Origin of the sequence: Glycomyces sp. NPDC021274 (assembly GCF_040641195.1) — a bacterium.
In the GTDB taxonomy this organism is placed as follows: Bacteria; Actinomycetota; Actinomycetes; order Mycobacteriales; family Micromonosporaceae; genus Glycomyces.
The window spans coordinates 1-18614 of record NZ_JBFADC010000001.1 but is presented as its reverse complement, the minus strand read 5'-3'; the positions used below and the strand labels follow the sequence as shown (position 1 = coordinate 18614).

The window sequence follows — 18614 nt, the reverse complement described above, 5'->3', positions numbered from 1 at the left end:
GTGGCAGCGACCACCGTCGTGCTCGCCACCCTCACCGCTTCCAGCGCATCGGCGCAGGAATCCGACGCGACCATCCACGTCGACCTCGACGACGCCACCGCGATCTCCGACGAGCTCTACGGCCTGTTCTACGAGGACATCAACCACGCCGCCGACGGCGGCCTGTACGCCGAGCTCGTCCAGAACCGCTCCTTCGAGTTCAGCCCCGCCGACGAAGGCTCGTACCACCCGCTGACCTCATGGACTCTGGACGGCGAGGCGGCCGTGGCCGACTCGGGCGGCCTGCACGAGAACAACGTGCACTACCTCGCCGCCGAAGCGGGCACCACGATCCTCAACGCCGGCTACAACAGCGGCATGGCGGTCGAAGCCGGCGCGGCCTACGACTTCAGCGTGTGGGCGCGTGCCGATGTGAACGCGAACATCACCGCGCAGCTGCTCGATGCGGACGGTACTCCCGTCAGCGGCACGGCCACCGTCAACACCGGCGCGGGCACCTGGACCGAGCTCTCCACCGTGCTCAATGCCAGCGCCTCCACGGTGAACGGCCGCCTCGCGGTCACGACCGACGCCGCCGCCGACCTCGACATGGTCTCCCTCTTCCCCCGGGACACCTTCAAAGGCCGCGAGAACGGCCTGCGCAAGGACCTCGCCGAGCTCATCGCGGACCTCGACCCGAGCTTCCTGCGCTTCCCCGGCGGCTGCATCGTCAACACCGGGAACTTCGACCGCGACGGGCGCGAACGCGCCTACAACTGGAAGGACACCGTCGGGCCGGTCGAGGAGCGCCTGACCAACCAGAACTTCTGGGGCTACAACCAGACCTACGGCCTCGGCTACTACGAGTACTTCCAGTTCGCCGAGGACATCGGCGCGCAGCCGCTGCCGGTCGTCCCGGTCGGCGTGACCGGCTGCGGCGACTCCGCCGAGATCACCGATGCCGAAGAGCTCCAGACCTGGGTCCAGGACACGCTCGACCTCATCGAGTTCGCCAACGGCCCGGCCGACTCCGAGTGGGGTTCGCTGCGCGCCGAGATGGGCCACCCGGAGCCCTTCGGCCTCACCAAGATCGGCTTGGGCAACGAGGAGTACAAGGACCAGTTCTACGCGAACTTCCCGGCCTTCAAGGACGCCGTCCGCGCGGCCTACCCGGAGATCGAGATCGTCGGCAACTCCGGCGTCGACGACGCCGGCGCGGTCTTCGACCGCAGCTGGGAGTTCATGCGCGAGCAGCAGGTCGACCTCGTCGACGAGCACTACTACAACTCACCGGAGTGGTTCTTCGCTAACAACGCCCGCTACGACTCCTACGACCGGACGGGCCCGCACGTGTTCGTCGGCGAGTACGCCTCCCGCTCCAACACCTGGTGGAGCGCCCTCTCCGAGGCCTCGTACCTGACGGGTATCGAACGCAACGGCGACGTGGTCGACATGGCCTCCTACGCTCCGCTGCTGTCCAACATCGACTACGTCGACTGGGCGCCGGACATGATCTGGTACGACAATCACCAGACCGTGAAGTCGGCGAGCTACGAGGTCCAGAAGCTCTTCGCCACCAACGCCGGCGACGAGGTGTTCGCCTCCACACTGGATGCCACGCCGATCGCGCAGCCCGACATCGCGGGCGGCATCGGCCTCGCCACCTGGAACACCGCCGCGTCCTACGACGACGTGAAGGTCACGGGCGCCGACGGCACCGAGCTCTTCGCCGACGACTTCGCCACCGGCGCCGACGGCTGGACCGTAGGCGGGAATGCCGCCGGAGCCTGGTCGGCCGCCGACGGCGCCTACACCCAGACCGCGCTCGTCGAGGACGCCCGCACCACCGCAGGCTCGGCGGACTGGTCGAACTACACCTACGAGGTCAAGGCCACCAAGACCGCCGGCAGCGAGGGCTTCCTCGTCATGTTCGGCGTCGAGGGCTCCGACGACTACTACTGGTGGAACCTCGGCGGCTGGAACAACACCACCAGCGCGGTGGAGAAGTCCAGCAACGGCGCGAAGTCCACGCTCCTCAACCACGACACCGTGATCGAGACCGGCCGCACCTACGACCTCAAGATCGAGGTCGAGGGCCGCACCATCACCGGCTACGTGGACGGCGTGCAGGCCTTCACCGTCGAGGACACGGAGGCGGTCGAGCCGCTCTACCAGGTCGTCACCCGCAATGAAGACACCGGCGAGGTCACCCTCAAGGTCGTCAACGCCCAGAGCGAGGCGGTCACCACCGGCGTCACCCTCGAAGGCCAGCGCCTGAAGTCCAAGGGCGAGGTCACCACGATCGCCTGCGAACCCGGCTGCGACAACATGCTCGGCCAAGAGCAGGTGGTCTACCCCGAGACCGAGACGGTCAAGGGCCTCGGCAACGAGTTCACCTACGAGTTCGCGCCCTACTCGGTCACCTTCATCACCCTGACCCCGAAGGGCCACAAGTAGACGAACGCGGCCCCGGGCGAAAGCCCGGGGCCGCGTCCATGACGTTCAGGCGACGGGCTCGGGTTCGATGATGCGGTCGCCTTCGCGGTCGCCGTGGATCTCGTAGTGCAGCGGCACGGCCTCTTCGCTCGGTTCGCGCTTGCGGAGGCTGAAGGGGACCAGGACCGCCGCGACCCAGAGAACGCCCGCGCCGAACATGTGGAGGCCGACCAGGACCACCGGCAGGTCCAGGTAGTACTGGGTGTAGCCGATGACGCCCTGCAGGAGCTCGACCACGAGCAGCGTGTAGGCCGCGCGCACAGCGAGCGCCGGCGCCTTCACCGCGTGCAGCGCCGCGATGAGCGCGACGGTCATCCCGACCAGGAGCCACACCAGGTCCGCGTGGAACTGGGACATCAGGGCCGGGTCCAAGCCGTTGCGGGGCGTCTCTGCATCGCCCGCGTGCGGGCCCGAGCCGGTGACGACCACGCCGAGCATGATGACCGCGAACGCGACCCCCACGAGGCCGCGCGCGAGCAGCCGCACCGCCCGGGGGACCAGGGGCACCACTTCGCCGTCGGGTTCGCCCGAGCGCACGTACAGCGCCACCGAGAGCGCGACCAGCGGGATCGAGGCCAGGAAGTGCAGGCCCACGACCCACGGGTTCAGACCCGTCCACACGGTGATGCCGCCCAGGATCGCCTGGACCGGCACGTACAGGCACGCGCCGAACGCCAGCTTCACCAGCGACGACCGCCGCGGGACCCGCCGCCACGCCGCGATGAGCGCGCCGATCGCGATCGCCACGAGCACCCAGGTCAGCACCCGGTTCCCGAACTCGATCGCCCCGTAGATCCCCATCTCAGGGGTCGCCACCAGCGAATCGGTGGTGCACTTGGGCCATTCGGGGCAGCCCAGGCCCGACTCCGTCAGCCGCACCGCGCCGCCGGTCACGATGATGCCGACGTTCGCGATGACGCTCGCGAGCGCCCACCGGCGCACCGCGCCCGGGTCGCCAAACCACCGATGCAACAGGTTCACAGCGAGGATTTTGCCCCTGCGGTGCGATCCGCCACCCGGCCGGGTGCCGGAGTGTGGGCTGACACGACCCGTGGGGAGTGTGAGGTTAGGCAAACCTGCGTGCCCCGTCTCACCGACGGCCGTCTCGACGTGCCGCGCCGAATTAAGTAAGCTTTGTGTTGTGGAAATGGTGACGAGGGCGACCAGCCACTCGACGGACGGGGACACCCGCCGCCGAGTGACCAGGTTGCTGCTCGAACGCGGTCAAGCCACGGCCGCCGACCTCGCGCAGGACCTCGGCATCACCGCCACCGCCACCCGCCGCCATCTGGACGCGATGGAGGCCGAAGGCCAGGTCGAGACCCGCGTGGTCAAGACCTCCGGACGCGGAAGGCCCGCGAAGAGCTACCAGCTCACGCCCGCCGCCCGCACCAACTTCGGCCACACCTACGACGACCTCGCGATGGAGGCACTGCGCTGGATCCGCCGCTTCGAAGGCGAGGACGCCGTCGGCGGCTTCGCCGCCGAGCAGGTCGCACGCCTGGAGGCCCGCTGCCGGGCCGCCATGGACGCGGTCGACTCGGACGACTCGATGGCCCGCGCGCAGGCGCTGGCCACCGCCATGTCCGGTGAGGGCTACGCCGCCACGGCGTCGGTCATCGCCTCGGGCGGGCAGATCTGCCAGCACCACTGCCCGGTGGCGGGCGTGGCCGCGGAGTTCCCGCAGCTGTGCGAGGCGGAGACGCGGGTGATCGGCCGCCTGCTGGGCGTTCACGTCCAGCGCCTGGCGACGATCGCCAACGGGGACGGGGTGTGCACCACCCATGTGCCCGGCACGAACCGGGGCCTTCGGGCCGCGGGTGCGAACGGTGGAAGCGGCCCGGTGCCGCTGCCCGACCCCGAACGCGCAGACCGATAACCCGACAGGTCAAAGGTGAGACTTGAGATGACCGACACGCAGAAGCCCGAGCCGCTCAGCCAAGAAGAAGCGCTTGCGTCCTTGGAGCGGTACGAGTACGGCTGGGCCGACTCCGACGCCGCCGGCGAGAACGCGCGACGCGGTCTGACCGAAGAGGTCGTCCGCGACATCTCCGCGCGCAAGAACGAGCCCGAGTGGATGCTCGAGCTGCGCATGAAGGGCCTCAAGCTCTTCGGCCGCAAGCCGATGCCCAACTGGGGCGCCGACCTGTCCGGCATCGACTTCGACAACATCAAGTACTACGTCGAGGCGTCCGAGCGTCAGGCCGAGTCCTGGGAGGACCTGCCCGAGGACATCAAGAAGACCTACGACAAGCTGGGCATCCCCGAGGCCGAGCGCCAGCAGCTCGTCTCCGGCGTCGCCGCCCAGTACGAGTCGACGGTGCTCTACCACTCCATCCGCGAGGACCTGGAGCAGCAGGGCGTCATCTTCATGGACACCGACACGGGCCTGCGCGAGCACCCGGAGCTCTTCAAGGAGTACTTCGGCTCCGTGATCCCGGTGGGCGACAACAAGTTCGCCGCGCTCAACACCGCGACCTGGTCGGGCGGCTCGTTCATCTACGTGCCCAAGGGCGTCCACGTCGACATCCCGCTCCAGGCCTACTTCCGGATCAACACCGAGAACATGGGCCAGTTCGAGCGCACGCTCATCATCGCCGACGAAGGCTCGTTCGTGCACTACATCGAGGGCTGCACCGCCCCGGTGTACTCCTCGGACTCGCTGCACTCCGCGGTCGTGGAGATCATCGTCAAGAAGGACGCCCGCGTCCGCTACACGACCATCCAGAACTGGTCGTCGAACGTCTACAACCTGGTCACCAAGCGCGCGATCGCCGAGCAGGGCGCGACCATGGAATGGGTCGACGGCAACCTCGGCTCCAAGGTCACCATGAAGTACCCGGCCGTGGTCATGGTCGGCGAGCACGCCAAGGGCGAGGTCCTCTCGGTCGCGATGGCCGGCGCCGGCCAGCACCAGGACACCGGCGCGAAGATGACGCACGCCGCGCCGCACACCTCCTCGACGATCGTCTCCAAGTCGATCTCCCGGGGCGGCGGCCGCACCTCCTACCGCGGCCTGGTGAAGGTCGACGAGGGCTCGCACCACTCGAAGTCCACGGTGAAGTGCGACGCGCTGCTGGTGGACACCATCTCGCGCTCCGACACGTACCCGTACGTCGACATCCGCGAGGACGACGTCGACATGGGCCACGAGGCGACGGTCTCCAAGATCGGCGAGGACCAGATGTTCTACCTCATGAGCCGGGGCCTCACCGAGGACGAGGCGGCGGCCATGATCGTGCGCGGCTTCATCGAGCCCATCGCCAAGGAACTCCCGATGGAGTACGCCCTCGAACTCAACCGCCTTATCGAGCTCCAGATGGAAGGCGCGGTCGGTTAAGCGACCGGGCTAGGACTAGGAACCAGAGATTTCATGAGCATCGAATTGGCAGTCGCCAAGCCGCACACCCACGGCCCGTCCGAGGCGCCGCCGAAGACCAAGTCGCAGCTGCTGCGCTCCTACGAGCCCGCGGACTTCCCGGCCCTCACCGGCCGGGAGGAGGACTGGCGCTTCACGCCCGTCAAGCGCCTCGCCGGCCTCGACGACCTCGAGACCGCCCCGGCGGTCAAGGCCGCCGAGTACGCGATCCGCAGCCTGCCCGCAGGGGTCACCGCCGAAGCCGTCGGCAAGGACGACAAGCGCCTGGGCTCCATCCTCAAGCCCTTCGACCGGCCCAGCGCCGTCGCCTGGGCCAAGAGCGAGAAGGCCCTGCTCGTCGCGGTCGCACCCGAAGCGCAGGTCACCGAGCCGGTCTGGATCGACGTGACCGGGGGCGGCCTCGACGGCGCCACCTGGGCCCACACCTTCATCGAGGTCGGCCGCCACGCCGACGTCACCCTGATCGTGCGGCACACCGGCCTCGCCCGCCTCGGCGACAACGTGGAGATCTCGGTCGGCGACGGCGCGCACCTGCGCCTGGTCGTCGTGGCCGAGTGGGACCGCGAGTCCACCCACGTCGAGCACCAGAAGGCCCGCATCGGCCGCGACGCCAAGCTCGACCACATCGCCGTCACGCTCGGCGGCGACCTGGTCCGCCAGTACCTGTCGGTCGACTTCGCCGCCCAGGGCGGCTCCGTGGACGCCTTCGGCCTCTACTTCGCCGACGCCGGCCAGCACCTGGAGCAGCGCCAGCTCGTGGACCACTCCGTCCCCGACTGCCGCTCCAACGTGAACTACCGCGGCGCCCTCCAGGGCCAGGACGCGCACACCGTGTGGATCGGCGACGTCCTCATCCAGGACGCGGCCACCGGCACGGACACCTACGAGATCAACCGGAACCTCGTGCTCTCCGACGGCGCCCGCGCCGACTCGGTGCCGAACCTCGAGATCGAGACCGGCGAGATCATCAGCGCCGGCCACGCCTCCACCACGGGCCGCTTCGACGAGGAGCACCTGTTCTACCTCCAGTCGCGCGGCATCCCCGAGGCCGAGGCCCGCCGCCTGGTCGTCAAGGGCTTCTTCAACGAGATCGTCCAGAAGATCCCGGACGAGGGCCTGCGCGAGGAGCTCACCGAGCTCGTCGTCGCCCGCCTCGACGCGGGTGAGTTCCTCGCGCCGGCCGACATCGAGGCCGGTGCGACAGCGTGAGTGAAACCGTGACCGACAACGACTTCCTGCGCGTCTGCGCGCTCGACGAACTGCCCGAGGGCGAGGCCGTCGCGGCCGACATCCACGGCACGTCGATCGTGCTCGTGCGCAAAGGAGACGAGGCCTTCGCCCTGTACGACGAGTGCTCCCACGCCGCCGTGGCGCTCTCCGAGGGCGACGTCGAGGACTGCTCGATCGAATGCTGGCTCCACGGGTCGACCTTCGACCTGCGCACCGGCAAGCCGTCCGGCCCGCCCGCCACGACCGCGGTCCCGACCTATCCGATCGAGATCCGCGACGGCGACGTCTACCTCAGCCTGAAGCCCAAGACCACCGAAAACGCCTGAAGGAAACTGTCATGAGCAAGCTCGAGATCCGCGACCTGCACGTCTCGGTCAACACCGACGAGGGCGCCAAGCCGATCCTGCACGGCGTCGACCTCACCATCAGCTCCGGCGAGACCCACGCCATCATGGGCCCGAACGGCTCCGGCAAGTCGACCCTCGCCTACTCGCTGGCCGGCCACCCGAAGTACGAGATCACCGGCGGCACCGTCCTGCTCGACGGCGAGGACGTCCTGGAGATGAGCGTGGACGAGCGCGCCCGCGCCGGCCTCTTCCTCGCCATGCAGTACCCGGTCGAGGTCCCCGGCGTCTCCGTCTCCAACTTCCTGCGCACCGCCAAGACCGCGGTCGACGGCGAGGCCCCCAAGATCCGCACTTGGATGAAGGACCTCAAGTCCGCCATGGCGGAGCTTAAAATGGATGAGGCGTTCGTCAACCGCAACGTCAACGAGGGATTCTCCGGCGGCGAGAAGAAGCGCCACGAGATCCTCCAGATGGAGCTGCTCAAGCCCAAGATCGCCATCCTGGACGAGACCGACTCCGGCCTCGACGTCGACGCCCTCCGCATCGTCTCCGAGGGCATCAACCACGCCAAGGCCACGAGCAACCCGGGCGTCCTGCTCATCACGCACTACACGCGCATCCTGCGGTACGTGAAGCCCGACTTCGTCCACGTCTTCGTCGACGGCAAGATCGCCGAAGAGGGCGGGCCCGAACTCGCCGACAAGCTCGAAGCCGAAGGCTACGAGTCCTACGTCGGCGCGAAGGCCGCCTAGCCAAGAGGAAGAAGGAGCCGTGGAGGCTGCCAGCAAGCTCGACGTCGAGGCCGTCAGGGCCGACTTCCCGATCCTGCAGCGCAGGATCGGGGACAAGCCCCTGGCCTACCTCGACTCGGCCGCGACCTCGCACAAGCCCGTGCAGGTCGTCGAGGCCATGCGCCGCTTCACCGACCACTCGAACGCGAACATCTCGCGCTCGGTCCACACGCTCGGAGCCGAGGCCACCGTGGCGTATGAGGGCGCCCGCGCCCGCGTCGCCGAGTTCATCGGGGCGGGGAATCCGAACGAGGTGGTGTTCACCAAGAACTCCACCGAGTCGATCAACCTGATGGCTTACGCGTTCCAGAACGCGGTCTTCGACCCGTCCGCCGACTCGCGCTTCAAGCTCGGTCCCGGCGACGAGGTCGTGGTGACCGAGATGGAGCACCACGCCAACCTCATCCCCTGGCAGCAGCTCTGCCTGCGGACCGGCGCGACGCTCAAGTGGATCGGCATCACCGATGCCGGCCGCCTCGACCTCGAGAGCATTCACGAGGTCATCACCGAGCGCACGAAGGTCGTCTCCTTCGTGCACGTCGCGAACCTGCTGGGCACGGTCAACCCGACCTCGCAGATCACCGCCCGCGCCCGCGAGGTCGGCGCCCTGGTGGGCCTCGACGCCTCCCAGTCCGTCCCGCACATGCCTGTGGACGTGGCCGAGCTCGGCGTCGACTTCATCGCCTTCACCGGCCACAAGATGCTCGGCCCGACCGGCATCGGCGTCCTGTGGGCGAAAGCGGACCTGCTCGACGCGATGCCCCCGTTCCTCACCGGCGGCTCGATGATCGAGACCGTCACCATGGAGCGGACCACCTTCGCCAAGGCCCCGGCCAAGTTCGAGGCCGGCACGCCGCCGATCACCGAGGCCGTGGGCCTCGCCGCCGCTATCGACTACCTCGACAAGCTCGGCATGGAGAACGTCCGCGCCCACGAGAAGGAACTCGCCGCCTACATGCTCGAGCAGCTCGAGAGCGTCGACGGCCTCGAGGTCATCGGCCCGCGCGTCCCGATCGGGCGCAGCGCGACCGTCTCGTTCACCTTCGCGGACATCCACCCGCACGACGTCGGGCAGATCCTCGACGCCGAGGGCATCGCGGTCAGGGTCGGCCACCACTGCGCCAAACCCACCTGCGAGCGGTTCGGCGTCAACGCCACCACGCGCGCTTCGGGGTACGTCTACAACACCCACGAGGAAATAGACCGGCTCGTGGAGGCGTTGGGCCAGGTGCGAAAGGTGTTCGGCTGATGAATCTCGACGAGCTCTACCAGGAAGTCATCCTGGACCACTACAAGCGCCCGCGCGGCGCCGGCCTTCGCGAACCCTTCGAGGGCGAGTCGCACCAGGTCAACCCGACCTGCGGCGACGAGATCACCCTCCGGGTGCACGTGGAGGGCGACAAGATCGCCGACGTCTCGTACGACAACGTCGGCTGCTCGATCTCGAAGGCCTCGGCCTCCGTGATGTACGAGCTCATCAACGGCACGACCGTGGACGACGCGCTGGCGAAGCTGGCCGAGTTCACCGAGCTGATGAACTCCAAGGGCCAGTCCGAGGGCGACGAGGAGTCCCTTGAGGACGCCGTCGCGTTCGCGGGCGTCTCGAAGTACCCGATGCGCGTGAAATGCGCGCTGCTGGGCTGGAAGGCGTTCCAGGACGCTCTGGTCCGTGCAGAAGCCGCGATCCCTGGAAGGACCGACGCATGACCGACACGGTGAAGGCCAAAGAGGACGACGTCCTCGAGGCCATGAAAGACGTGGTCGACCCCGAGCTGGGCATCAACGTGGTCGACCTCGGCCTCATCTACGGCGTGCACGTGGACGAGCAGAACGTGGTCACCCTCGACATGACCCTGACCTCGGCGGCCTGCCCGCTGACGGATGTCATCGAGGACCAGTCCCGCTCCGCCCTGTGCAGCGGTCCTGAGGGCGGCCTCGCCGCCGACCTCAAGATCAACTGGGTGTGGATCCCGCCGTGGGGGCCGGACAAGATCACCGACGACGGCCGCGACCAGCTTCGGGCTCTTGGCTTCAATGTCTGACGAAGTCAGACTTGAACATGTGCACGGTAATGTCTGACGAAGTCAGACTTGAACATGAGCACAGTAACGTCTAAGGGTCGTCCCGCCCCCGGTGGCGGCCGGATCGTCGAGGTCGAACCTGAACGGCTCCCGCGATGGGTCGCGAACTTCGCCGCCCGCAACGGCGGCATCGCGAGCCACCACGCCGAAGGCGACGCCTGGACGATCGAATCGAACGAGGGAACGTCGGCCAGTGTCGTCTGGACACTGGCCGGCGGCCTGCCCGCAGGCTGGCTCCTCGACGACGACCCGGTGAAGGCCGCCGAGCACCTGCGCGACTACGCCCTCGAACCCCGGCGCATCGCGGTCCTGCTCGCACGCAAGAGCGCGTACTCGGTCGGCATCCTCAAAGACGGCCGCATCATCGCCTCCAAGACCGACACCGCCTACGTCCAGGGCAAGACCAAGGCGGGCGGCCAATCCCAGCAGCGCTTCGCGCGCCGCCGCGAAGGCCAGGCGCACGCCGCCGAGAAGCGCGCCCGCGACGCGGTCTTCGCGGTCCTCGGCAACGCCGAATTCGACGCCCTCGTCACGGGCGGACCGGTCGAAGGCATCCTCGAAGACCCGAGGCTCGCGAAGCTGCGCCCCACCGCCCACTTCGGTGACATCGCCGAACCCAAGCAGGCCTTGCTCACCGCGACCGCCTACCGCGCCATCGGCTTCGCCGTCCGCCTCTCGCAGTAGCGCGCCCGCAGGACGTCGCGTTCGCCTGGGTTCGCGAGAGCCGGCTCCCCTGCCTAACCCAAGGCGAGGTCCACCAGGTGTTCGGCGTGGATGCGGGTCGAGTCGAAGACGGGAACGGGGCTGTCGGTGTCGTCCACGAGGAGGGTGATCTCGGTGCAGCCGTAGATCATGCCCGCGCAGCCGCGCTCGGCCAGGTCGGCCATGATGCGCCGGTAGGCCTTGCGGGAGTCGTCCTTGACGACGCCCAGGGTCAGTTCGCCGTAGATGATCTCGTGCACGATCGCGCGGTCGGCGGCGGTCGGCACTTCGACGGCGATGCCGTGCCGGGCCATCCGCTCGGCGTAGAAGTCCATCTCCATCGTGAAGCGGGTGGCGAGCAGACCCGCGCGCTCGATCCCGGCCTCGCGGATGCGGCGGGCGGTCGCGTCGACCAGGTGGATGAACGGGACTTCGACGGCGGCCTCGATCCGGTCGGCGACGACGTGCATCGTATTGGTGCACAAGGCGATCATGTCGGCACCGCCGCGTTCGAGCACGGTCGCCGCCTCGGCGAGGACCGCTCCGGCGCCGTCCCAGTCGCCTGCGCGCTGCATCGCCTCGATCTCGCCGAAGTCGACGGTGGCCATGAGGCTCTCGGCATTGTGCTGCCCGCCCAGGCGGGTGCGGACGTCCTCGTTGATCAGCCGGTAGTACTCCGCCGAGGACTCCCAGGACATGCCGCCGATGAGGCCAATGGTGCGCATCCGCTCATTGTCCAACGCGGATGCAACCGGCACCACCGGGTTACCGGCCCGCCTCCGCGGCGGGCCGGCGCCTGCTACTTCTTGTCCACGGCCCAGGAGCCGGCGGGGACGATCACGTTCCCGACCTGCTCCTCCTTCTCGGTGTGGTTGATGATGAACCGCCAGGGGCCGCGGTCCACGACGTCGAGGCCCGGGCGGCCGGGGCCGCTGAGCTTCAGCTCCTCGAAGAGGCGGTCCCAGGCCTCGTCGACGAGCTTGCAGGAGACGTACCAGGCCTCGCCCTCGCCGAACGGGTTGACGGTGACGGCGGGCTGGTTCTCGATGACGTCCCCGGTGGCGTACTGGGTGACGCACTGGGCGCCGCGCAGTTCGACGAGTTCGCAGAAGCGCTCGGCGGCCCCGAAGTTCCAGAGCGCGCGCAGTTCGCCTGCGGGCTGGGGGAGGTGCTCGGTGACGCGGATGCCGAAGAGGTCGGTCAGGCCGCCGAGGTACCCGTCGAGCCACACCTGGCAGTGCTCGTCGACCGCACCGGTGAGGTAGGAGGCGACGAGGCGGCCGCCGCCGGCGGTGAACCAGCGGAGGTTCTCGGCACCGGCGCGGCTGAGCACGTAGGTGGTCGGGGCGATGACCGTGGCGTACTTGGAAAGGTCGCCTTCAGGGGCGACGAAGTCGGCGATGACGCCGCGGTCGCGCAGGACGCGGTGGATCTGGGCGACGTTCTCGAGGTAGTCGACGGGCGCGGGCAGGTGCTTGCCCCCGGTGGCCCACCAGGAGTCGGGGCTCCACAGGATCGCGACGTCGGTCGCGACGGGGTCCGCGACAGTGTGCGCGATCCCGGGGAGGGTGTTGCCGAACTCGGCGACCTCGCGGAACATGCGGGTGTGCTTGCCCGCGTGGGGGAGGAGCGCGGAGTGCCACTGCTCGGAGCCGCCGCGGCCGGCGCGCCACTGGAAGAACATGGCGCCCTTGGAGCCGCGGCTGATGTGGATCATCGAGTGGCGGGCCATGCGGCCGGGGGCCTTCGCGATGGCGCCGTCGTGGGAGTGCACGGACGCGGCGGCCTGCTCCATGAGGAGCCAGTCGCCGCCGCCCGCCCACGAGCGGGAGAGGTCGGCGTGGAGGGCGCTCTGCTGCTCGGCGCGCTCGTCGGGCGCCGACGGGTAGGAGTCGAATGCCACGAGGTCCACTTCGGACGCCCACTTCCAGTGGTCGACCGGGACCCACTGGCCGAACACGAAGTTCGTGGTGATCGGGATCTCCGGGTTCGCGGCGCGCAGGATGTCGCGCTGCTCCTTGTAGTGCTCCAGCATCGCGTCGGAGGTGAAGCGCTTGAAGTCGAGCTCGTGCGCGGGGTTGGCCAGGTACTGGGTGGCGCGCGGCGCGAGGATCTGGTCCCATTCGCTGTAGTGCTGGCTCCAGAAGGAGCTCCACCAGGCGTCGTTCAGCGCGTCGAGGGTCTCGTACTGCTCTTGCAGCCAGAGGCGGAACGCCTGCTCGGCGTGCGCGGAGTAGGTGGCCGAACCGTACTCGTTGTGCACGTGCCACATGGCGAGCGCCGGGTGGTCCGCGTACCGCTCGGCGAGTTTCGCGGCGATGGTGCGCGAGGCCTCGCGGTAGGCGGGCGCGCAGATGTCGTAGGTGTCGCGCGACCCGTGGACCTGCCGCACCCCGTCGGGGCGGGTGTTGAGCGCGTCCGGGTGCGCGAGGGTGAACCACGGCGGCGGCGAGGCGGTCGGGGTGGCGAGGTTGACGCCGATGCCCCCGGCGTGGAGCTTGCCGAGGACGGTGTCGAGCCAGTCGAAGTCGTACTCGCCGGGGCGCGGCTCGAGCCTGGCCCAGGAGAAGACGCCGACGCTGACCAGGTTCACGCCCGCCTCGCGCATGAGCATGACGTCGTCGTCCCAGGTCTCTTCGGGCCACTGCTCGGGGTTGTAGTCGCCGCCGTAACTCAAGCCGTCGACGCCTTTGGGCCAGTGCATGGGGATCTCCTCGCGCGGATCGCACAGGCACGGCTGGGGGACCGTGCCGAGGGCAGTTAGTTGTCTGACAAAACTAACCGCATCTGGGTGGTTTCGCCAGCCTAATGCGCCCGCGCACGCCGAACCCCGTGGGCTACTGCGCGGTCGACAGCGCCTGGAACCGCTCCGCGCGCAGCCGCTCCGGCCACGTGTCGTCGATGGGCCGCAGCTGCGTCGGGTCGACCCCGATCGCCCACGCCAGCAGCAGGTCCGCCAGGCGCGGGTTCCGCGCCAGGCCCGGGCCGTGCATGTACGTGCCGATCACGTGCCCCGCCCAAGCGCCCTCGGTCGCGCCGTCGTTGCCGATGCCGGCCGTCACGCGCGCGAGCGGCTGCACCGCCTCGCCCAGGTGCGTGCGCCCGCCGTGGTTCTCGAAGCCGGTGATGCTCCCGATGCCCAACTGCGGCGCCGCCTCGCCCGCGATCTCGCCCACGGCCCGCGACGGGCCCCGGTCCGAACGCAGGTCGAGGATGTTCAACCCCTCGTACGCGCGCCCGTTCGCATAGAACGACGAGCCCAGGAGCTGGTAGCCGGCGCAGATCGCGAGGATCGGCTTCCCGGCCTCCGCGGCCCGGTTCAGCGCGCCGTCCTGCAGCAGCCGGTCGGCCGCCACGGCCTGCGGGCCGTCCTCGCCGCCGCCGATCAGGTACATGTCGGCGGTGTGCGGGACCCGCTGGTCGCTGCGGACCTGCATCGGCTCCACGTCGATGCCCCGGGCGCGGGCCCGGTGGGCCAGCACCAGCAGGTTCCCCCGGTCGCCGTAGGTCGACAGCAGATCGGGGTAGAGCCAGACGATGCGCAAGGTGCTCATAGCCACGGTGGGACGCTCTCTCTCGCTAGTTGACCCGGTTGAATTCGGCGCGGATGTCCTGGAAGGCCGTGTAGTTCGCGACGACCTCCACCGGCCCCGGCGGCACCGCCGCGATCGCCGCCCTGATGTCGTCCACCACGATGAAGTCGACGCCGTCGACCTCCAGCCGCACGGCCAGGTCGGTGCGCCGGTCGCCCGTCACCACCACCTTGCGGCCCGCGAGCGACGTGAAGTCCACGTCGTAGATCCACGACGTGTCGAAGCCGTCCACCTCGCGCGCGTTCAGCGACAGGACCACCGGCGGATTCGGCTCGATCATGTCGAACGACTCCAGCCACCCCGCCGGGTTCTTCGCCAAGAGCAGCCGCAGCTGGCGGCCCTCGCGCTCGACCTTCGCGTACCGCCCGGCCACCGAGGCGACCTCGGACAGCCGCGGCGCGGCCTGCGCCGGATCGACCCCGAACAGGCTCGCCACGGCCAGCGCAGTCGCCGCATTCGCGCGGTTCACCCGTCCCGGCAGCTGCAGGTTCAGCTCGTACCGGCGCCCGTCCGGGCCCACCACGGCCTCGCCCTCCTGCGCCACCGACCACTGCGGGCTCGGCCGGTTCAGGCCGCAGTTCGTGCAGCGCCAGAACTCCCCGAACCGGTCCAGGTGCGCGCCGCAGTTCGGGCAGATCGCCGAGTCCGCCGTCCACGACTGGCCCGCCGCGACCCACACCACGCGCTGGCACACCGAGGCGGCCCACACGATCAAGGGGTCGTCCGCGTTCGCCACGATCGTCGACTGCCCCGCCGAGGTCTGCAGGGTCTGGCGCCACTTCGCCGCCAGCGCCGTGACCTCCATGGCCCGGTCCAGCTGGTCGCGCGAGAGGTTGAGCAGGGCCACGACCTTCGGGCTCGCCGCGTCCAGCAGCTGCCCCAGGTAGTGCTCGTCGCATTCGAGCGCGGCGTACTCCGCCTTGGGCGCCTTCGCCAGGGCGGTCGTGTGGCCCGTCGGCATGTTCGCGCCGAACGAGTTCGTGGCGACCTTCCCGATCGCCTCGATCGCCGCCGTCGTGAACCGGGTCGTCGTGGTCTTGCCGTTCGTGCCCGAGATGAGCACGACATGGCGGCCCTCGGCCAGCAGCTCCAACAGCCGCGGCTCGACGATCAACCCGACGCGCCCGCCGATCACCGAACCGTCGCCGCGGCCCGTCGCCCGCGAGAGCGCCGCCGCCGTCCTGAGGAGCGTGGTGGCGAATTTCGCGCGTGGGGTCAGATTCGCGCTCATGCAGGCTCGCTTTCGGCTTGATCGGAACCGGTGACTATGCACAAGAGTTTGTCACATGCGCGATGGAACCCGTGATGAGTGGCGGCAGGGCGTGAGGTGGGTCGGCCCCGGCAACCCGAGGCAGCGACGAACGCCGATGCGCCCCCGGCGCCGGGCAGCGCCGACGCGCCCGCGGCCCCCTCCACTCCCCGCCACTCCTCACTCCACAGTGACCGCACGGGCGCGCACCGTGCCCGTGTTCGTCGCCCTGCGTGCGCGACCGGTCGCCGTCCCCCGGGTTCCCTTGCGACTCAAGACACTCGCACGGGTGAACGGTGAGCGAAATTCACCTGTTGCGACCCGTGTTGCGCACTCGTCACTCCACTGTCCTCCACCAACCGTGACCAGCCCTTTCGCCACGCCCACCACGAATGCCACCCGGAAACAACCCCCAAGGGTGGGGAGGAGTGGAGTAAGGTGGGGCGCAATGGTGGGGCCATCGCCCTATCGACGCGGTCGGAGCGGCCGCGCAGCCTGAGAGTCACGGGGGGTGGCGCCGATGTTCCTCGGCACCCACAACCCGCGCCTGGACGACAAGGGCCGCGTCATCCTCCCCGCGAAGTTCAGGGAAGGACTGGCGGAAGGAGTCGTGATCACCAAGGGCCAGGAACGCTGCCTGTACGTGTTCCCCGAAGCGGAGTTCACGCGCATCGCCGAAGCGCTCCAGCAGGCCCCCATGTCGAGCAAGACCGCCCGCGCCTACAGCCGGGTGTTCTTCGCCTCCGCCCACGACGAGGTCCCCGACAAGCAGGGACGCGTCACCATCCCCCCGCGGCTTCGCGAATACGCCGGCCTCGACCGCGACCTCGCGGTCATCGGCGCCTCCAACCGCGTGGAGATATGGAACACCCAGACCTGGGACGACTACCTGGAGGCCTCGGAAGAGGCCTTCGCCGACATCGAAGAGGGCGACCTGCCCGAAGGACTGTAGAGAAGGAGGTGAGCGGAATGAACGCACCGCACATCCCGGTGATGCTCGACGAAGTGCTGGACTACCTCGCACCCGCCGCCTCGCGCCCCGGGGCGCTGGCCGTCGACGCGACCCTCGGTGCCGGAGGGCACACCGAGGCGCTCCTGACCGCCCACCCCGGCCTCACCGTCATCGGCATCGACCGCGACCCCACCGCACTCGAGCTCGCCTCCAAGCGCCTCGCCGACTTCGGCGACCGCTTCATCCCGGCCCGCGCCGTCTACGACGCGATCCCGGAAGTCCTGGAGGACAACGGCTTCGAGCAACTCGACGCCGTCCTGTTCGACCTCGGCGTCTCCTCGATGCAGCTCGACCAGGCCGACCGCGGCTTCGCCTACAGCCAGGACGCGCGCCTCGACATGCGCATGAACCCCGACGACCCGCTCACCGCCGAGATCGTCGTGAACACCTACGAGCCGGGCGACCTCGTGCGCATCCTGCGCACCTACGGCGAGGAGAAGTTCGCGACCCGCGTCGTCTCCGCCATCGTCAAGGCCCGCGCCAAGGCCCCGATCACCTCCAGCAGCGCGCTCGCCGAGCTCGTCAAGGAAGCGATCCCGCAAGCGGGCCGCCGCACCGGCGGCAACCCCGCCAAGCGGACCTTCCAGGCCCTGCGCATCGAGGTCAACGGCGAGCTCGACACCTGGGAGCGCGCGCTGCCCGCCGCGCTCGACGCCATGGCCCCCGGCGGCCGGATCGTCGTGCTCTCCTACCACTCGCTCGAAGACCGCATCACCAAGCAGGAGTTGGCGAGACGCGCCGTCTCCACCAGCCCGGCCGGCCTCCCCGTCGACCTCCCCGGAACCGAACCCACCTTTCGACTCCTCACGAAGAAGGCCCAGCAACCGACACAGACCGAACTCGACCGCAATCCGCGCGCGGCGCCCGCCCGGCTCCGCGCCGCGGAACGCATCGCACCGTCCACAGGAGCAGGAGGCGCAACATGAGCGACCAGTACCGTCGCGCGCAAGCCGACCCCGACGAGATCATCAAGGCCGCCCGTCGGCGGGCCCGCGCCGCGTCCTCGCGACGCCGCGGCCTCGTCGGCGACGCCGATGAATCGTCGCCTGTGTTCGACGGCAACCTCGCCGTCCAGCCTGCGACCGTCCCGGTCGAGGCGCCTCCCGAGGCGCCCGTCGAGACCCCGTCCGCGCCGCAGCGCGAGACCGTGGTCCTGCCGCGCACCCGCACGGAGACGAAGGCCAAGCCGGCTCCCGAGCCCGTGGAGGTGCCGCGCCCGGCGTTCGTCGGCGGCATCCTCGCGCTGGTCGTCGCCGGCATCTTCGGCCTGCTGGTCCTGAACACGGTCATCAACGAGGACGCCTTCCGGCTGCAGGAACTGCGGACCCAGGCGGGCGAGCTCGACCAGACCGAGCAGGCCCTCGAGGACGAGCTGTCGCAGTTCGGCACGCCGGGGTACCTCCAGGCCCAGGCGCAGCTGTACGGCATGGAACGCCCGGAGAAGGTGACCTACCTGTACCTGCCCGGCGGCGAGACCGTCGAGCTGCGCTGGAACGAAGAGTAAGGACGTCGATGACCGAATCCGACCCCCGTCGACGGCGAGATCCCTCCTCGATCAGTCGAGCCCGCCGTTACACGCCTCGCGGGCGCACCGTGCGCGAGGCGGCGGAGGGGGCCGAGGACAACCGGGCCCGGGAGAACGGGGCGCGCGACCGCGAGGCCGCGCGCCGCGAACGCAACCGGACCGCACAGCAGGAGGAGACCGACGACCTCGCGGCGCGCAGGCGCCGCGAGGCCGCGGCCCGCTCCCGCGAG

At 69.4% G+C, this 18614-nt stretch carries 18 protein-coding genes and 1 pseudogene; 14 read left to right on the top strand and 5 right to left on the bottom strand.

Features of this window, described 5'->3' with window-relative positions; all coding sequences use genetic code 11:
- Nucleotides 1–2436: an alpha-L-arabinofuranosidase C-terminal domain-containing protein gene (locus AB0I03_RS00095; RefSeq protein WP_360403831.1), complete on the top strand. Its 2436-nt coding sequence runs from the start codon at nucleotides 1–3 to the stop codon at nucleotides 2434–2436.
- A 45-nt stretch (nucleotides 2437–2481) separates the two neighbouring features.
- On the opposite strand, the gene AB0I03_RS00090 is transcribed toward AB0I03_RS00095, so the two are convergent.
- Nucleotides 2482–3456 carry a COX15/CtaA family protein gene (locus tag AB0I03_RS00090; protein ID WP_360403828.1) on the bottom strand — a complete coding sequence of 325 codons (975 nt, stop codon included), beginning with the start codon at nucleotides 3454–3456 and terminating at the stop codon, nucleotides 2482–2484.
- Between the two features lie 166 nt (nucleotides 3457–3622).
- On the opposite strand from AB0I03_RS00090, the gene AB0I03_RS00085 reads away from it, so the two are divergent.
- Genes AB0I03_RS00085 through AB0I03_RS00045 form a run of 9 tightly spaced genes read left to right on the top strand, consistent with a single transcriptional unit; the run spans nucleotide 3623 to nucleotide 10987 of the window.
- Entirely contained in the window at nucleotides 3623–4354 is a 732-nt protein-coding gene (locus AB0I03_RS00085) for a metalloregulator ArsR/SmtB family transcription factor (RefSeq protein WP_360405855.1), read from the top strand.
- Nucleotides 4355–4381: 27 nt separating this feature from the next.
- Nucleotides 4382–5815, top strand: coding sequence for a Fe-S cluster assembly protein SufB (gene sufB, locus AB0I03_RS00080; RefSeq protein ID WP_289955918.1), 1434 nt, complete (start codon nucleotides 4382–4384; stop codon nucleotides 5813–5815).
- 33 nt (nucleotides 5816–5848) lie between these two features.
- Nucleotides 5849–7063: a Fe-S cluster assembly protein SufD gene (gene sufD, locus AB0I03_RS00075; protein ID WP_360403825.1), complete on the top strand. Its 1215-nt coding sequence runs from the start codon at nucleotides 5849–5851 to the stop codon at nucleotides 7061–7063.
- Nucleotides 7060–7410, top strand: a complete 351-nt coding sequence (locus AB0I03_RS00070; RefSeq protein ID WP_360403822.1) for a non-heme iron oxygenase ferredoxin subunit — start codon at nucleotides 7060–7062, stop codon at nucleotides 7408–7410. The genes sufD and AB0I03_RS00070 overlap by 4 nt, the downstream gene beginning before the upstream one ends.
- A gap of 11 nt (nucleotides 7411–7421) precedes the next feature.
- On the top strand, nucleotides 7422–8183 hold the full coding sequence (sufC, locus tag AB0I03_RS00065) for a Fe-S cluster assembly ATPase SufC (protein WP_360403819.1): 762 nt from the start codon (nucleotides 7422–7424) through the stop codon (nucleotides 8181–8183).
- A 19-nt stretch (nucleotides 8184–8202) separates the two neighbouring features.
- Nucleotides 8203–9471 (top strand): cysteine desulfurase, encoded by a 1269-nt coding sequence (locus AB0I03_RS00060; RefSeq protein WP_360403816.1) that lies wholly within the window; start codon nucleotides 8203–8205, stop codon nucleotides 9469–9471.
- On the top strand, nucleotides 9471–9929 hold the full coding sequence (sufU, locus tag AB0I03_RS00055) for a Fe-S cluster assembly sulfur transfer protein SufU (protein ID WP_360403813.1): 459 nt from the start codon (nucleotides 9471–9473) through the stop codon (nucleotides 9927–9929). The genes AB0I03_RS00060 and sufU overlap by 1 nt, the downstream gene beginning before the upstream one ends.
- Nucleotides 9926–10264 carry a metal-sulfur cluster assembly factor gene (locus AB0I03_RS00050; protein ID WP_230789876.1) on the top strand — a complete coding sequence of 113 codons (339 nt, stop codon included), beginning with the start codon at nucleotides 9926–9928 and terminating at the stop codon, nucleotides 10262–10264. Before sufU ends, AB0I03_RS00050 begins: the two co-directional genes overlap by 4 nt.
- 54 nt (nucleotides 10265–10318) lie before the next feature.
- On the top strand, nucleotides 10319–10987 hold the full coding sequence (locus tag AB0I03_RS00045) for an acVLRF1 family peptidyl-tRNA hydrolase (RefSeq protein ID WP_360403809.1): 669 nt from the start codon (nucleotides 10319–10321) through the stop codon (nucleotides 10985–10987).
- A gap of 53 nt (nucleotides 10988–11040) precedes the next feature.
- Here AB0I03_RS00045 and AB0I03_RS00040 read toward each other — a convergent pair whose 3' ends face one another.
- The 4 genes from AB0I03_RS00040 to AB0I03_RS00025 all read right to left on the bottom strand — a co-directional run bounded on the left by AB0I03_RS00040 (nucleotide 11041) and on the right by AB0I03_RS00025 (nucleotide 15829).
- Nucleotides 11041–11730, bottom strand: a complete 690-nt coding sequence (locus AB0I03_RS00040) for an aspartate/glutamate racemase family protein (RefSeq protein WP_360403806.1) — start codon at nucleotides 11728–11730, stop codon at nucleotides 11041–11043.
- Nucleotides 11731–11804: 74 nt separating this feature from the next.
- Entirely contained in the window at nucleotides 11805–13709 is a 1905-nt protein-coding gene (locus AB0I03_RS00035; protein WP_360403803.1) for a beta-galactosidase, read from the bottom strand.
- Nucleotides 13710–13842: 133 nt separating this feature from the next.
- Entirely contained in the window at nucleotides 13843–14565 is a 723-nt protein-coding gene (locus AB0I03_RS00030; RefSeq protein WP_360403800.1) for a glutamine amidotransferase, read from the bottom strand.
- A gap of 19 nt (nucleotides 14566–14584) precedes the next feature.
- Nucleotides 14585–15829, bottom strand: a complete 1245-nt coding sequence (locus AB0I03_RS00025; protein ID WP_360403797.1) for a MurT ligase domain-containing protein — start codon at nucleotides 15827–15829, stop codon at nucleotides 14585–14587.
- Between the two features lie 538 nt (nucleotides 15830–16367).
- On the opposite strand from AB0I03_RS00025, the gene mraZ reads away from it, so the two are divergent.
- The 4 genes and pseudogenes from mraZ to AB0I03_RS00005 form a co-directional block, all read left to right on the top strand.
- On the top strand, nucleotides 16368–16799 hold the full coding sequence (mraZ, locus tag AB0I03_RS00020) for a division/cell wall cluster transcriptional repressor MraZ (RefSeq protein ID WP_270123649.1): 432 nt from the start codon (nucleotides 16368–16370) through the stop codon (nucleotides 16797–16799).
- 17 nt (nucleotides 16800–16816) lie between these two features.
- Nucleotides 16817–17785, top strand: coding sequence for a 16S rRNA (cytosine(1402)-N(4))-methyltransferase RsmH (rsmH, locus tag AB0I03_RS00015; protein ID WP_360403794.1), 969 nt, complete (start codon nucleotides 16817–16819; stop codon nucleotides 17783–17785).
- The gene (locus AB0I03_RS00010) at nucleotides 17782–18363 is read left to right on the top strand and encodes a hypothetical protein (protein ID WP_360403791.1); all 582 of its coding nucleotides are present in this window, start codon (nucleotides 17782–17784) and stop codon (nucleotides 18361–18363) included. The genes rsmH and AB0I03_RS00010 overlap by 4 nt, the downstream gene beginning before the upstream one ends.
- Nucleotides 18364–18371: 8 nt before the next feature.
- Nucleotides 18372–18614 (top strand): annotated as a pseudogene (locus AB0I03_RS00005) (hypothetical protein); the annotation flags it as partial.

What these genes read in the sequence shown, in the direction of transcription:
- AB0I03_RS00085 (WP_360405855.1), top strand. Translation starts at nt 3,623, where the DNA reads ATGGTGACGAGGGCGACCAGCCACTCGACGGACGGGGACACCCGCCGC.
- sufB (WP_289955918.1), top strand. Translation starts at nt 4,382, where the DNA reads ATGACCGACACGCAGAAGCCCGAGCCGCTCAGCCAAGAAGAAGCGCTT.
- sufD (WP_360403825.1), top strand. Translation starts at nt 5,849, where the DNA reads ATGAGCATCGAATTGGCAGTCGCCAAGCCGCACACCCACGGCCCGTCC.
- sufC (WP_360403819.1), top strand. Translation starts at nt 7,422, where the DNA reads ATGAGCAAGCTCGAGATCCGCGACCTGCACGTCTCGGTCAACACCGAC.
- sufU (WP_360403813.1), top strand. Translation starts at nt 9,471, where the DNA reads ATGAATCTCGACGAGCTCTACCAGGAAGTCATCCTGGACCACTACAAG.
- AB0I03_RS00050 (WP_230789876.1), top strand. Translation starts at nt 9,926, where the DNA reads ATGACCGACACGGTGAAGGCCAAAGAGGACGACGTCCTCGAGGCCATG.
- AB0I03_RS00045 (WP_360403809.1), top strand. Translation starts at nt 10,319, where the DNA reads ATGAGCACAGTAACGTCTAAGGGTCGTCCCGCCCCCGGTGGCGGCCGG.
- AB0I03_RS00040 (WP_360403806.1), bottom strand. Translation starts at nt 11,730, where the DNA reads ATGCGCACCATTGGCCTCATCGGCGGCATGTCCTGGGAGTCCTCGGCG.
- AB0I03_RS00035 (WP_360403803.1), bottom strand. Translation starts at nt 13,709, where the DNA reads ATGCACTGGCCCAAAGGCGTCGACGGCTTGAGTTACGGCGGCGACTAC.
- AB0I03_RS00025 (WP_360403797.1), bottom strand. Translation starts at nt 15,829, where the DNA reads ATGAGCGCGAATCTGACCCCACGCGCGAAATTCGCCACCACGCTCCTC.
- mraZ (WP_270123649.1), top strand. Translation starts at nt 16,368, where the DNA reads ATGTTCCTCGGCACCCACAACCCGCGCCTGGACGACAAGGGCCGCGTC.
- rsmH (WP_360403794.1), top strand. Translation starts at nt 16,817, where the DNA reads ATGAACGCACCGCACATCCCGGTGATGCTCGACGAAGTGCTGGACTAC.
- AB0I03_RS00010 (WP_360403791.1), top strand. Translation starts at nt 17,782, where the DNA reads ATGAGCGACCAGTACCGTCGCGCGCAAGCCGACCCCGACGAGATCATC.